Source organism: Streptomyces sp. NPDC007901 (assembly GCF_042959465.1).
Taxonomy (GTDB): Bacteria; Actinomycetota; Actinomycetes; order Streptomycetales; family Streptomycetaceae; genus Streptomyces.
Window position 1 is genome coordinate 264,072 of the sequence record NZ_JBIBKW010000002.1, and the last position, 13,777, is coordinate 277,848.

At 73.1% G+C, this 13,777-nt stretch carries 12 protein-coding genes; 5 read left to right on the top strand and 7 right to left on the bottom strand.

What is annotated here, in order from left to right; all coding sequences use genetic code 11:
• Positions 1-215: 215 nt before the first annotated feature.
• From ACFZDK_RS06950 to ACFZDK_RS06980, 7 genes are all read right to left on the bottom strand, one after another.
• The gene (locus ACFZDK_RS06950) at positions 216-1,424 is read right to left on the bottom strand and encodes a 3-hydroxybenzoate 6-monooxygenase (RefSeq protein ID WP_390970513.1); all 1,209 of its coding nucleotides are present in this window, start codon (positions 1,422-1,424) and stop codon (positions 216-218) included.
• Positions 1,425-1,430: 6 nt separating this feature from the next.
• Complete coding sequence (gene aroA, locus ACFZDK_RS06955; RefSeq protein ID WP_390970515.1) at positions 1,431-2,771, bottom strand: 3-phosphoshikimate 1-carboxyvinyltransferase; 1,341 nt, start codon at positions 2,769-2,771, stop codon at positions 1,431-1,433.
• Between the two features lie 178 nt (positions 2,772-2,949).
• Complete coding sequence (locus ACFZDK_RS06960) at positions 2,950-3,291, bottom strand: hypothetical protein (protein ID WP_390970517.1); 342 nt, start codon at positions 3,289-3,291, stop codon at positions 2,950-2,952.
• A complete protein-coding gene (locus ACFZDK_RS06965; RefSeq protein WP_390970519.1) occupies positions 3,279-5,213 on the bottom strand; it encodes a chorismate-binding protein in 1,935 nt (644 codons plus the stop codon). Before ACFZDK_RS06965 ends, ACFZDK_RS06960 begins: the two co-directional genes overlap by 13 nt.
• Before the next feature lie 25 nt (positions 5,214-5,238).
• Positions 5,239-5,898, bottom strand: a complete 660-nt coding sequence (locus tag ACFZDK_RS06970; protein WP_390970521.1) for an isochorismatase family protein — start codon at positions 5,896-5,898, stop codon at positions 5,239-5,241.
• A 49-nt stretch (positions 5,899-5,947) separates the two neighbouring features.
• The gene (locus ACFZDK_RS06975) at positions 5,948-6,718 is read right to left on the bottom strand and encodes a 2,3-dihydro-2,3-dihydroxybenzoate dehydrogenase (RefSeq protein ID WP_390970523.1); all 771 of its coding nucleotides are present in this window, start codon (positions 6,716-6,718) and stop codon (positions 5,948-5,950) included.
• A gap of 56 nt (positions 6,719-6,774) precedes the next feature.
• Positions 6,775-7,950 (bottom strand): 3-deoxy-7-phosphoheptulonate synthase, encoded by a 1,176-nt coding sequence (locus tag ACFZDK_RS06980; protein ID WP_390970525.1) that lies wholly within the window; start codon positions 7,948-7,950, stop codon positions 6,775-6,777.
• A gap of 1,013 nt (positions 7,951-8,963) precedes the next feature.
• Here ACFZDK_RS06980 and ACFZDK_RS06985 point away from each other — a divergent pair.
• From ACFZDK_RS06985 to ACFZDK_RS07005, 5 genes are read left to right on the top strand one after another with little or no spacing between them, the layout of a single operon-like run.
• Positions 8,964-9,689 carry a dithiol-disulfide isomerase gene (locus ACFZDK_RS06985; protein ID WP_390970527.1) on the top strand — a complete coding sequence of 242 codons (726 nt, stop codon included), beginning with the start codon at positions 8,964-8,966 and terminating at the stop codon, positions 9,687-9,689.
• Positions 9,690-9,746: 57 nt separating this feature from the next.
• Positions 9,747-10,844, top strand: coding sequence for a phenazine antibiotic biosynthesis protein (locus ACFZDK_RS06990; protein WP_390970529.1), 1,098 nt, complete (start codon positions 9,747-9,749; stop codon positions 10,842-10,844).
• On the top strand, positions 10,844-12,259 hold the full coding sequence (locus ACFZDK_RS06995; protein WP_390970531.1) for an aldehyde dehydrogenase family protein: 1,416 nt from the start codon (positions 10,844-10,846) through the stop codon (positions 12,257-12,259). The genes ACFZDK_RS06990 and ACFZDK_RS06995 overlap by 1 nt, the downstream gene beginning before the upstream one ends.
• Positions 12,260-12,311: 52 nt before the next feature.
• The gene (locus ACFZDK_RS07000; protein ID WP_390970533.1) at positions 12,312-13,274 is read left to right on the top strand and encodes an oxidoreductase; all 963 of its coding nucleotides are present in this window, start codon (positions 12,312-12,314) and stop codon (positions 13,272-13,274) included.
• A complete protein-coding gene (locus tag ACFZDK_RS07005) occupies positions 13,271-13,771 on the top strand; it encodes a cupin domain-containing protein (RefSeq protein ID WP_390970535.1) in 501 nt (166 codons plus the stop codon). The genes ACFZDK_RS07000 and ACFZDK_RS07005 overlap by 4 nt, the downstream gene beginning before the upstream one ends.
• Positions 13,772-13,777 lie beyond the last annotated feature (6 nt).

Consider the following 13,777-nt stretch of genomic DNA (forward strand, 5'->3'; position numbering starts at 1 on the left):
TGGCTGGCACGGCCGTGATCTCACGAGGTGATCCGGGCACCTGATTTCACGGCTCGATGCGCCGACGGTCACCTGCCGTCGGCGTACGTGAACTGCGCGTGTCGACGTCTCCGTACGAACCTGTACGGCGTACTGCGCCGCCCGCGGGGGTGGTGCCCGGACAACCGCCGTTCGGGGGCCGGGGTGGGGTGCGGTCACCCCGGCCCGTGGCGAACTCACCCCACCCGCAGGCCGCCGGGGCCGCTGTCGGTGAAGTCGCGGTCGCCGTGCAGCCAGGACACCTTGTCGTACATCTCGCCCTGCGTCAGCGCGGAGAGCATGGCGTTGCGCGCCCGGGCGTGCTCACCCGCCGGGTGGTACAGCTCGCTGCCCATGCGCCGGGCGATCAGCTGGGCGCGCCCGGCGCGTTCGCGGCGTACGGCGTTGAACTTCTCCAGGCGTTGTACGACGTCGTCCGCGCCCGTGCCGTCGAGCAGGTCGCCGAGGACCACGGCGTCCTCCAGCGCCTGGCAGGCACCCTGGGCCGCGTACTGCAGCATCGGATGGGCGGCGTCGCCGACCAGGGCCACGCGCCGGTCGGTCCAGGTCCGGACCGGATCACGGTCGCACAGCACCCACTCGCGCCATCCCTCGCCCAGTTCGAGCAGGCGCCGGGCGGTGGTGCCGATGCCGGGGAACTGGGCGAGGACATGGGCGCGTTCGGTCTCCCGCCCGGCCACGGGCACGGTCGCGCCGTCGTCGCGGGTGACCGCGAGGTTGAGGTACCGGCCGCCGCCGATGATGTAGTGCACGAAGTGCCACTTGGGGCCGGCCCACAGCGTGACGGTGTTCCAGCGCAGTTCCTCCGGGACCTTCTCGATCGGGATCACCGAGCGGTAGATCGTGTGGCCCGACACCCGGGGCTCACCGTCGCCGAGCAGCGCCGCGCGCACGGTGGAGCGGATGCCGTCCGCGCCGATCAGTGCCGCGCCGCGGTACGTCCGCCCGTCGGCGGTGCGCACGGTGACACCGCCGGCGTCCTGCTCGTAGCTCCGCACCGAGGCCCGGGTGACGAGTTCGACGCCGTCCAGTTCCTGGCAGGCGGTGAGCAGCGGCTGGTACAGGTCCCCGCGGTGCACCACGGCGTACGGGTTGCCGAACCGCTCGCGGTAGGCGCCGGTCAGCTCCATGGCGGCGACCCGCTCGCCGGTGGTGCCGTCCATGAACCGCAACTCGTCGATGAACACCGCGCGTTCACGCACGCTCTCGCCCGCGCCGAGTCGGTCCAGGGCGTGGAAGGCGTTGGGGCCGAGCTGGATGCCTGCCCCGATCTCGGCGAAGGTGTCGCTGCGCTCCAGCACCGTCGCGCGGTGTCCCCGCCGGGCCAGCGACAAGGCCGTCGCGAGTCCGCCGATGCCGCCCCCGGCGATCACTGTGTCTGCCATGGTCCGTCAGTTCCCTTCGGAGTCGGATGAGTGGTGATCGTCGGTGGGTGCCGCGTGCGGATGGTGGGTGGTGGACGGCGGCAGCGGGTGCCGCGGGAGGAGTCGGTGCAGTTCCTCGTGGAAGCCGGGGAACGTCTTGGCGACGCAGCCGGGATCGTCGAGGGTGAGATTGCCGCTGCGCAGGTTCAGCACGGAGAACGCCATGGCGATCCGGTGGTCGCGATGGCAGGCGATGCGCGTGGGGGAGGTGCGGCCCGGGTGCACGGTGATCCGGTCCGGGCCGGTCTCGACGCGCACGCCCGCCGCCCGCAGGTTCCGCGCGACCGCCTCGATCCGGTCCGACTCCTTCAGCCGGGCATGGCCGATGCCGAGCACGGTGATCGGGGCGTCGGCCAGCGGCGCGACCGCCGCCAGCGTCATGAAGGTGTCGGAGATCTCCCCCATGTCGACCGCGAACCCGCCCCGGAACACGCCGGTCCCGGTGACCGTGGTCGCCGCCCGGCCGCGGTGCACCCGGGCGCCGGTGCGTTCGAGTACGTCGACGAAGCGCATGTCGCCCTGCAGGCTCTCCCGGCCGAGGCCGTCCACCGTCACACTGCGCCCGGTGACGGCCGCCGCGGCGAAGAAGTACGACGCGGTGGAGGCGTCCGGCTCGATGCGCAGCCCGGCGGCGCGGTAGCCGGTGGGACGGACGGTGAACTCACCCGGGGCGTCTTCGGTGACCTCGGCGCCGAAGTGCCGCATCAGCGCGAGCGTCATGTCGATGTAGGGGCGGCTGACCAGGTCGCGCACCCGGACCAGCAGGGGGGTGCCGAGCAGCGGGCCCGCCATGAGCATCCCGCTGAGGAACTGGCTGCTGAGCCGGCCGTCGACGTCCAGCCGGCCGCCGTCGAGCCCGCGGGCCGCCACCCGCAGGGGCAGCGTTCCGCCGGGGGCGGTGGTGACCTCGGCGCCCAGCCGGCGCAGCGCGTCGGCGAGCGGGGCCACCGGGCGGGCGGTGAGCTGGGCGCTGCCCTCGAACACGAAGTCGCCGTGGCCCGTGGCCGCCAGCGGGGGCAGGAAGCGCGCCGCCGTGCCCGCGTCCGCGCACCAGATCCGGCCGCCCCCGACCGGGCCCCGGCCCAGACCGGTGACCCGCCAGGCGTCCCCGTCCGCCGACGGCTCCACCCGGGCGCCCAGCCGGGTCAGCGCGGCACGGAAGGCCAGGGTGTCCTCGCTGACCAGCGGAGCGGCGAGCACACTGGTCGCGTCGGCCGCGGCGGCGAGCAACAGGGCTCTGTTCGTCAGGGACTTCGAGCCGGGGATACGGGCGTCGAACGCCTTGGGCGACGCGAGGGCGGTGGTCATTGCTGTCCTTCATCGATGGGTGGCGGGCCCGTGGGCTGAGGCGTGGGTCGCGGGGAGCCGGGCGTCGGGTGGCCGTGGCTGTGGCGAGCGCCGCGGCGCAGCACGGGGGCAGCCGTACCTGCGTATCGGCGCATCCGCATGCCCGCGTGGAGCACGGCGTGCCGGGCCGGCGGTGGGGTCAGGTGCCGGCCGGTTCCAGGGCCAGGCCGTGGCCGGCGAGGGTGGTCAGGGTGGACGCGCCCTCCACGGTGGCCTCCACGTCGAAGGCGTGGCGCTCGGTCGGCGGGTAGCCGATCAGCGGGGCGGCCAGGTTGGGCAGCACGGCCTGGGCCGCCTGCCGCGACTCCCACAGCAGTACCGCTCCCCACCGGTCGGTGGCGGGGTCGGAGATCCAGAACTTCAGCCGCAGGCCGGGTACGTGCGAGAAGCGTTCCACCGCCTCCTCGCGGAGGAATCCGCGCAGCGACTCGATGGTCTGCCGCGAGCCCGCCAGGTCCCACCAGACGATCACCGCGTGCATGTGCCGGCGACCTCCTGGAGCAGCGAGCCGATGATGTCCGGCCCGTCCACGGTCAGCACGGACTCGGCGTGGAACTGCATCGACGCGAACCCGGCCGCCCGCAGCGCGTGCACCTCGCCCGTCGCCGGGTTCCGGCTCACCTCGACCCGGCCGTGCACCGGGTGCTCGAAGGAGTCCGCGTCCCACCGGGCGGCGAAGGTGTTGTAGAAGCCCACCCGTGCCGTCCTGCCGAACAGGTCGATCTCGTGCTGTGCGCCCTGGTTGGGCACCGGACGGCGGACCAGGTCCAGGCCGAGCAGCGTGCTCAGCACCTGGTGGCTCAGGCAGACGGCGAGGAACGGCCTGCGTTCCTCCAGGAGTTGGGCCACCGCGGCGCGCAGATGGGCGATCTTCGGGTGGGACGTGTCCCGCGGGTCGCCCGGCCCCGGGCCCATGACCACCAGGTCGTGCGCGTCGAAGTCGTACGACTCGTCGAAGCGCCGCACGTCCACCGCGCAGCCCAGGGAGCGGATCTGATGGGCGATCATCTCGGTGAACGTGTCCTCGGCGTCGACCACGAGCACCCTGCGTCCGGCGAGCGGGCCGGTGGGACGGGCGGGGCCGGTGGTGTCCCGCAGCCAGAACCGGGCGATGTCGTCGTTGCGCGAGTCGAGTGCGTCCCGCACCGCCGGGTGCGCGCCGAACCGGGTGGGTTCGGTCTCGCCGAGCGCCGCCAGCAGCCCCGCCGCCTTGGCGCGGGTCTCCTGCACCTCCGAGGCCGGGTCGGAGTGGCGCACCAGCGTGGCGCCCACGCCGATCCGCATCACCCCGGCGGGGTCGATGTCGGCGGTGCGGATCAGGATCGAGGAGTCCAGGGTGCGCCCGCCCGCGGCGTCCCGTCCGATGAGGGCGGCCACGCCGCTGTAGTAGCCGCGCCCCTCGGGTTCGTAGCGGCTGATGACGCGTGCGGCGCTCTCCAGCGGGGAGCCGGTCACCGTCGGGGCGAACAGGGTCTCGCGCAGGATGTCGCGCACATCGCGGTCGGTCCGGCCCTCGATGAAGTACTCGGTGTGCGCCAGGCGCGCCATCTCCTTCAGGTACGGCCCCACCACGCGGCCGCCCTCGGGGCAGATCCGGCCCATCATCTTCAGTTCCTCGTCGACGACCATGTACAGCTCGTCGGCCTCCTTGGTGTCGGCGAGGAAGGCGAGCACCCCGTTCAGGTCCGGGCCGGACGCGGGGTAGCGGTAGGTGCCGCTGATGGGGTTCATCACCGCCCGGCCGTCCCGGACGCTGATGTGCCGTTCGGGCGTGGCTCCGACGAAGGTCCGCTCGCCGGTGTGGATGAGGAACGTCCAGTACGCGCCCGCCTCCCGTTCGACGAGGCGGCGGAAGAACGACAGCGCGGCCGGCACGCCGAAGTCCGGCAGCTGGGCGGTGAAGGACCGCTTCGTCACGAAGTTGGCGCCCTCACCGGTACCGATCTCGTCGGCGACGACCCGGCGTACCGTCTCCGCGTAGGTGTCGTCGTCGATGTCGAAGTGGCCGCCGGTCACCTTCACCGGATGGCCGGGCAGCAGTCCCAGGGTCTCGCGCAGCGGGAGCGAGGCCTGTTCGCGCACCCGCATCGCCAGCAGCGGACTGCCGTCGTCCGGGGCCGCGAAGCCGCGTTCGGCCAGCTGCCGGTAGGGGATGAGCACCAGCAGTTCCTGGCCGGCGCCGGGGCCGGCGTTCTGCGTCTCGTCGAGGTCGAGGTCGAGGTCGAGGTCGAGGTCGAGGTCGAGTTCGAGGTCCGCGAGCGTGCCGACCCGCGCCATCTCACCGGTCAGCACCTCCAGGGAGTCGTCTCCTGCCGCCTCCGGGCGGTGCAGCAGGGCGAACGCCTCCGTCGAGCCGTCCAGAACGCGTGACAGCAGCGCCAGTGCGCCGTCCTGCCTGGTCATGGGGATCCTTTCGCCGGGGGCGCGCTCAGTGCGCTGCCGCGGTCGCCGTGTCGAGTTCGGTCAGCGCCGCCTGGGCCGTCACGACCTTCGCGGCACGCTCGGCGGCATAGGTGAGGGCCAGCCGGTGGTAGTCGGCGGAGAAGTCGGCCACCGCGTCGGCCACGAGGAACGGCTGGATGTCGTTGGTGTACGCCTCCACCGCGGTCATCAGGACGCCCACATGCGCGTACACCCCGCAGATGACCAGCTGGTCGCGGCCCTGCGCGCGCATCCGGGCCAGCAGGTCGGTCTTGAAGAAGGCGCTGTAGCGCCACTTGGTGAACGTCCAGTCGCCGTCGGCCGGCTCCAGCGGGGAGACCACCCTGCGGTGTTCGGGCGTGGCCCGCATGCCCGGGCCCCAGAAGTCCTTGAGGAGCCCGCGCTGTTCCGGCGTCATGCTGCCGGGCTGGGCGGTGTAGGCGACGGGCATGCCGAGGGCCCTGGCCCGCGCGCGCAGCCGCGCCGTGTTGTCCACCAGGGTCCGGCCGAGGTCCGTGGTGCGCGGGAACGGCCGCAGGAAGTACTCCTGCATGTCGTGCAGGAGCAGCACCGCGCGGCGCGGGGAGAGCTGCCAGTCGACCGTGTTCTCGGGGAGCTGCTCCGCGGTGGGCAGGGGGTAGGACTCCACCGGGGGGATGCCGGGCATGGGGTGTTTCCTTTCGTTCTCGGACACCTCGTTCTCGGACACTTCGTTCTCAGACACCGAGGGTGGCTCCGCCGTCCACGGTCAGTTCGTGCATCGTGATGTGCCCGGCGTCCTCCGACAGCAGGAAGGCGACGGTCCGGGCGATGTCCTCGGGGCGGGCGACCTTGCCCAACGGGATGCCGACCCGGTACTGGTCCGGCCGGCCGGCGATCGAGGCCTTGGCGGCGGTGTCGGCGGTGTGCATGCCGCGCAGCATCGGGGTGTCGGTGGAGCCGGGGGCCACCACGTTGCAGCGGATGCCGGTGTGCGCCACCTCGAGGCCCAGGCACTTGGTGAACGCGGTCGCGGCGGCCTTGGAGGCCGCGTAGGCCGCCATCTCCGCGCGCGCGGTGCCCGCCGCGTTCGACGCGACGGTGACGATCGCGCCGGTGCCCCGCGGGATCATGCGGTTGACCACGGCCCGCGACACATGGAACACGCCCGTGGCGTTCACCGCGAACGTGGCGTTCCAGTCCTGGTCGGACAGGGCGCGCGCCGGGCCGAGACGCAGCACACCGGCGGCGTTCACCAGGTGCCGCACCGGGCCGAACCGGGTCTCGACGTCGTCGACGAGCCGCTCCACGGCGGCACTCGACGTGACGTCGGAGGCGAGCCCGGTCACGTCCAGACCGTCCGCGCGCAGCCTTTCGGCGGTGGCGGCGATCCGTCCGGCGTCCAGGTCGACGGCGGCCACCTGCGCGCCGCGCTCGGCCAGCAACCGGGCGACGGCCTCTCCGATACCGCCGGCCGCCCCGGTGACCAGGGCGAGTGTTCCTTGCACGTCTCCAACCTCCTTGTGCGAGCGGCGAGTCGCGTGACGCGGTGCGGGATGCGGGATCAGCCCCGCCAGGCCGAGGTGACCTCGACGGCCTGCTGCGGGTTCAGCCGCGGGTCGCAGAAGCTCAGGTACTTGTCACCGATGCGGTCCAGCTCGACCGCGTCCGAGACGCACTCGGTGACCGCTTCGGGGGTGGTCTCCAGGTGCAGGCCGGCCGCGACGCCGCCGCCGGCGCGCACCGCCTCCTGGAACGCCTGGATCTCGCACACCACGGTCTCGACCAGGCGGGTCTTGAGCCCCTCCGGGCCGGACACGGTGTTGCCGTGCATCGGGTCCGACAGCCACAGGACCGGATGGCCGGCCGCGGCGACGGCCGCCACCAGGGCGGGCAGCCTGCGCGGGGCGTCCTCCGCGCCCATCCGCGCGATCAGGGTGAGCCGGCCGGGGCTGCGTCCGGGGTCCAGGCGCTCGCACAGCGCGAGCAGTTCGTCGGGCGTCATGCCCGGTCCGACCTTGACGGCGACCGGGTTGGACACGGCGGCGAGCAGGGCGATGTGGGCGCCGTCCGGCTGCCGGGTGCGCTCGCCCACCCACGGCCAGTGGGTGGAGGCCAGCAGCAGCGAGCCGTCGGGTTCGCGGCGCAGCAGGGGCAGTTCGTAGTCGAGCAGCAGCGCCTCGTGGCTGGTCCACACGGGCACGCCGAACTCCGAACGGCGGCCGGCGGTGCCGCGCCAGCCCAGGTAGTGCATGGTGTCGCTGGCGGCCCGGTAGCCGGAGAGCAGATGGTCGGGGTCGGGGCGGCGCAGCTCGGCGTCGGGCTCGGGCCGGTTGACCAGGTGGCCCCGGTAGACGGGCAGTTCGACGCCGTTCACGGACTCGGTCGGGCGCGAGCGGGGCTTGCCGTACTGCCCGGCCAGGCGGCCCACCCGGAGCACCGGCTTGCCGGACGAGAGCTTCATCGTCCCGGCGAGCACGTCGAGCAGCGCCGTCTTGCGGGCGACGTCCTCGGGGGTCGCCTCGGCCGGGTCCTCGGCGCAGTCACCGGCCTGCACGATCTGCACATGGCCGGCCGCGGCCTCGCTCAGCAGGGACCTGAGCCGGTGCACCGCCTCGATGTCCACGAGGGCGGGCATCCGGCGCAGCCGGGCGCGGGCGGTGTCCAGACGGGGGTGGTCGGCCCAGTCGGGCTGTTGGAGAGCGGGCAGGGAGCGAAGGTAGGACTCAGTGTCGGTCATCGAATTCCCTCTGCGGGGCATGCCGGAGCGACTCCGGCTGATGGCGGGCAGGGCCGTGTGCGAAGCGGGCACGGGCGTACGTGCGCGCCGGCCGGGTCTCTGCCCGGCGGGGCCGCAGCTGCGGGCAGCCCGGAGTGCGTCCTCCAGCGGGCCCACATCCGGGCCGGGCCACACCACTGTGAAAGCGGGGTGCCTTGAGCGGCAACGCACGGCCGCGTAGTCCGTCGCGATCGTGCTGAGTCCGTCGGGATGACCGGTAGTCCGTCGCGATGACCTGTAGTCCGTCGCGAAAGCGCCTAGTCCGTCACCTTGGTGGGGCGGGGCGGGGTGGGGCGGGGCGGGGGAGGGATGTCCGACGAAGCGCTGCGGTCGCGGCGGCGGCGGCGGGGTGGGTGGGCGGCGGGGTGCGGTCGCGACGGCAACGCGGAGGGCCGACGCCGAGATGCGGTCACGCAGGGCGGCCGACATGGGTGACCCGGGGCGGACCAGGGCCCGGTCCGCTCCCCGTCGGGAGCGGCCGTCCGTCGTCCGGCACCGGCCGTGTCGCGTACGGCATCGCCGTGTCGGTACGGCATTGGCGTGTCGCGTACGGCGCAGCCATGCCGTATACGACGTGGGCCTGTCGCGTACGGCACCAGCCATCTCGCCTACGACACGAGCGCTGCCACCGAGGCCACCCTCGCCCCGCTCGCGTGCCGGCCCCGCCCCGCCCCGCCGCGCCGTCGAGGTCGCGGTGGCGGTCGGGCGGGGCCGGGCGGAGGGCTCACACGCGACGCTGTCAGGGCTCCCGGCCGGCCACCCCCCCCCGTGCGCGGTGCGTCATGATCCGGCAGGTGCGGGGTGGGTGTCGACCGGTGGTGGGTGACTCCGTCACGTTGTCCGGGCGCTTGTGACGAAGTCTGCGGGGGGTGACAGAGTCCGCGGCCGGGCCGTGCGGGGGCGGTCGCGCCTGTGACCAGAATGCTGGCCGTCCGACCCGTCCCGTCGCACCGACCAGCAGGAGCGTGCCCGCCATGACCGTCCAGGCCGACACCGCCGCGCTGTACGCGACCGACGAGGCCGTCGTGACCGTATGGTCGGACATCGGCTGCCCGTGGGCGACGCTGGCGCTGGCCACGTTGCACACCGCCGCCGCGGAACGCGGCCGGGAACTCCTGGTCGACCATCGGGCCTTCCCCCTGGAACTGTTCAACTCCGAACCCACGCCCAAGCCGATCGTCGACGCCGAGACGGTGGCGATCGGCGCGCTGGTGCCCACGCTCGGCTGGCGCCTGTGGCCCGGCCCGGAGCGGTGCTACCCGGTGACGACGCTGCCGGCGCTGGAGGCCGTACAGGCCGCGAAGGCACCGGCCGTCGGCGGGCTGCCCGCGAGCGATCAGCTGGACACCGCTCTGCGCCACGCGTTCTACGGGCAGGGCCGCTGTATCAGCCTCGTCTCCGAGATCCTCGCGGTGGCCGCCGGGTGCCCGTTCGTGGACGAGGCGGCACTCGCCGACGCCCTGGCCCGGGGCACGGCCCGCGCGGCGGTCCACCGTGACTTCGGTGTGGCTCGCGGCCCCCGGGTGCAGGGCAGCCCGCACCTGTTCACCGCGTCCGGCACCGACGTGCACAACCCCGGTGCCGACTTCGTGTGGACGGGCGACCCGTACGACGGCGGATTCCCGCACTTCCGTTCCTACACGCGCGACTGGGCCGACGAACTCCTCGACCGCATCGCCAAGGCGCCGCAGGCCGACTGACCGACCCCGGGGCCGCGACCACGCCCCCGCCGGACCTGGCCGAAAGGAAGCTCTCCGATGTCTGCTGCAGACCCCCTTCTCGAACTGCCCTACGGCACCACGCCCGACCCCGACGCGTTCCTGCGCGCCGCGATCCGCTGGCACTTCTCGAAGGAGACCGGCACGCCGTTCTGGCTCGATCGCCTCGGCCGGCTGGACTTCGACCCCGTCGAGGACATCCGCTCCTTCGACGACCTGAAGCTCTTCCCGAACTTCGCCAACGACCTGCGGGACGTGCGGGCCGAGGACCTGATCCCGCGTGGGTACGGCGGCCGCCCCGAGATCGTCGGCGTCTTCGACAGCGGCGGCACCACCGGAGCGCCCAAGCGCGTCGTCATGCTCCAGGAGTGGCTGGACATGCTGCTGGCCCACAGCGACGCCCAGCTGGACGCGCACGGCGTGCCGCGGGACGTGAACTGGCTGCTGGCCATCCCGTCCGGGCCGCACATGGTCGGCGCCTCCTTCCAGCAGCTGGTGGCCCGGCGCGGCGGCCTGTCCTTCGCCGTCGACGTCGACCCGCGCTGGGTGAAGAAGATCATCGCGCGGGGCGACCAGGCCGAGTCCGACCGGTACACCGAGCACCTCATCGACCAGCTCCAGCATCCGCTGCGCTCCCAGGACATCGGCGTGCTCATGCTGACGCCGCCGGTGCTGGAGCGGCTGTGCCGCCGTGACGAACTCGTCGACCTGGTCCGCGAGAAGGTCCGCGCGATCATGTGGGTGGGCACCCAGCTCGACCCCGACACCCGGAACCTGTACCGCACCGAACTGTTCCCCGACACCGTGCTGTGCAGCGGCTTCGGCAACACCATGACGCTCGGCCATGTCACCGAGCGCCCGGGCCTGGGCGACGACGACCCCTGCGTCTACGACCCGTTCTCGCCGTACATGACCTACAACGTGGTCGACCTGGAGAAGCGCCGGCCGGTCGGGTACGGCGAGCGCGGCCGTGTCGTCATGCACTACGTCGGCAAGAGCCTGTTCCTGCCCAACAACGTGGAGCGGGACGTCGCCACCCGGATCCGCCCCCTGCCGGGCCAGGTCGGCGACTCGGTCGCGGACATCGCCCCGGTGCGGGAGTTCGACGACGAGAAGGTCATCGAGGGGGTCTACTGATGCCCGGCTCCCAGCCGCACGAGTCGCACGAGCCGTACCCGCTGGACGCGCTGGGGCCCCGGGGCCCGTACCGCGCGCGCAACCGTGAGACCGTCACCGACACGGCCGGCACGGTGGTCGCCGAACTCAGCCTGGTGCCCCGGCTGTTCGTCAGCCGGGCCGTCACCGCCCTGCACCGGGCGACCCCGCTGCCGCGCGAGCGGCGGCTGGCGGCCCTCGCCCGCGCGGCCCGCCTCTTCCGCGAGGACGAGGTGCAGGGGCTGACGTACGACGCGTACGAACGCACCGTGGCCCGGGTCTCCGGGATCCCGCTGCCCGCCGTGCGCTCCGCCGCCGACGAGATCGCCGACTCGGCGCGCCGGGCGCTGGCCGGGGCCTACGGCGCGCTGCCCGGCGGCGCGGTGCTCGACTGGCAGGACGCCCGTACCCGTACCGGCAGCGCGGTGTGGACGCGGCGCGGCGAGGTGCTCGCCGTGAACGCGGCCGGCAACCACCCGGCGCCGCACGCGCTGTGGCTGGAGGCCCTCGCGCTGGGCTTCCGGATCGCGATCCGGCCCTCCCGCCGGGAGCCGTTCACCCCGCACCGGCTGGTCGCCGCGCTGCGCACGGCCGGGTTCGGCGACGACCACGTGGTGCTGCTGCCCACCGACCACGCGGTGGCCGGCGAGCTGCTCACCGGCGCCGACCTGGCCCTGGTGTACGGCGGCGACGACGTCGTCCGCAGGTACGCCGACGACCCCGATGTGCTGGTGCAGGGGCCCGGCCGGGCGAAGATCCTGGTCACGGCCGGGTCGGACTGGCGCGCCCACCTGGACACGATGGTGGACTCCGTCGCGCACCACGGCGGCATGAAGTGCGTCAACGCGACCGCGGTCTTCGTCGAGGGCGATCCGGCGCCGGTGGCCCGTGCGCTGGCCGAGCGGCTCGGCACACTGCCCAGCCTGCCGGCCGAGGACGAGAAGGCGGGGCTGCCCGTGCAGCCGCTCGACCGGGCGCGGGCCCTGGAGCGGCATCTGCTGGACCGCGCCAAGGGCACCACCGCACACCTCGGCGGCGACGGCATCGTGGACGAACTCGTCGGCGGTGGCGCGGTGTTGCGCCCCGCGGTGTTCGAGGCGCCGGATCTCAAGGGCGGCTGGCACACCGCCGAACTGCCCTTCCCCTGTGTGTGGGTGGTGCCCTGGACCCGCGCCGACGGCGCCGCCGTCCTGGGCGACTCGCTCGTCGTCGGCGTGCTGGCCGAGGACGAGGTCGCGCCGTCGGACGCCGAGCTGATCGACGAGCTGGTCGCCGACCGGACCGTCGCCAACGTGTACGTCGGTGACCATCCCACCCACTGGATGGACCGCGGCGTCCCGCACGACGGCTACCTCGGCGAGTTCCTGATGCGCAGCAAGACCGTCATCCGCGGCTGACCGGCCCCCTTCGGGGCGGCAGCCGACACCACCACATTTCGAGGAGCAGACCATGTCCGTCAGTGACGCAATCGCAGGTACCGAGCCCGCAGCCGCGGCGGGAGAGTTCGCGCTCGCCGGTGAACTCGTCATCCGCAGGATGGGTTTCGGCGCCATGCAGCTTCCCGGCCCCGGCGTCTGGGGCCCGCCGAAGGACCGGGCGCGGGCGGTGGCGGTGGTCCGGCGCGCGGTGGAGCTGGGCGTCAACCACATCGACACCAGCGACTACTACGGCCCGTACGTCGCGAACGAGATCATCCGCGAGGCCCTCCACCCGTACGACGACGACCTGGTCCTCGTCACCAAGGTGGGCGCCTTCCGCACCCCGGACCGGGCCTGGCCGTCGGCGCTGAAGCCGGAGCAGCTGCGCCGGGCCGTGTACGACAACCTCCGTGGCCTGGGCCGCGACCATCTCGACGTGGTGAACCTGCGGATCGTGGAGGAGGCCGGCGGGCTCGGCCCCGAGGACTCGATCGCCGAGCCGTTCGGCGCGCTCGCCGACCTGCGCGAGCAGGGCCTCATCCGGCACCTCGGGGTCAGCAACGTCACCGCCCGGCAGTTCGCCGAGGCCCGGGAGATCGCCCCGGTGGTCTGCGTGCAGAACGAGTACAACGTCGTGCGCCGCCTCCACGAGGACCTCGTGCGGACCTGCGCGGAGGCGGGGATCGCCTTCATGCCGTTCTTCCCGCTGGGCACCTTCACCCTCCAGCACGAGAAGGACACGGTGACCGACACCAAGGTGCCGCAGCACGTGCCGCTGGACGCCCAGGTCGTCCACGCGGTGGCGGAGCGCCTGGGGGCCACCCCCTACCAGGTGGCCCTCGCCTGGCTGCTGCGGCACTCCCCGAACATCTGCTGCATCCCCGGCACCTCCAGCCCGGAGCACCTGGAGGAGAACATCGCGGCGGCCGGCCTGCACCTGACGGAGACCGACGTCAAGGAGCTGGACGCGCTGTACGGGGGCGAGGGCCGGTGAGCCTCGGTTTCTTCGCGGGCCAGAACAGGAACGAGGTCGTCATCGTCCCGCCCGGGGAAGGGCCGAGCCGGTGGGCCTTCGGCGACCGGTACACGGTGAAGTCCGGTGAACACAACACCGGGAAGTCGCTGTTCCTCATCGAGGCGCTGGTCCCGGAGGGCGGCGGTCCGCCGCTGCACGTCCACCACTGGGAGGAGGAGGCCTTCTACGTCCTCGAAGGCGCCGTCGAGTTCCGGGACAAGAACGGCAGGCACGAGGCCCCGGCGGGAACCTTCGTCTATGTGCCGCGCGGCACGGAGCACGCCTTCCGGAACGTCTCCGCAAAGCCCGCGAAGATGCTCTTCATGACCCTCCCCGGAGGGAAGGAACGGTTCTTCCTGAACGTCGGTGTCCCCGCGGACGAGGACACCCCGCCGCCCTCGGAGGAGCAGCGCCTCAAGGACGTGGCCTACGGCTACGCGGTGGGCCCCGAGTTCGGCGACGAGTACCTGGAGTAGCCCGCG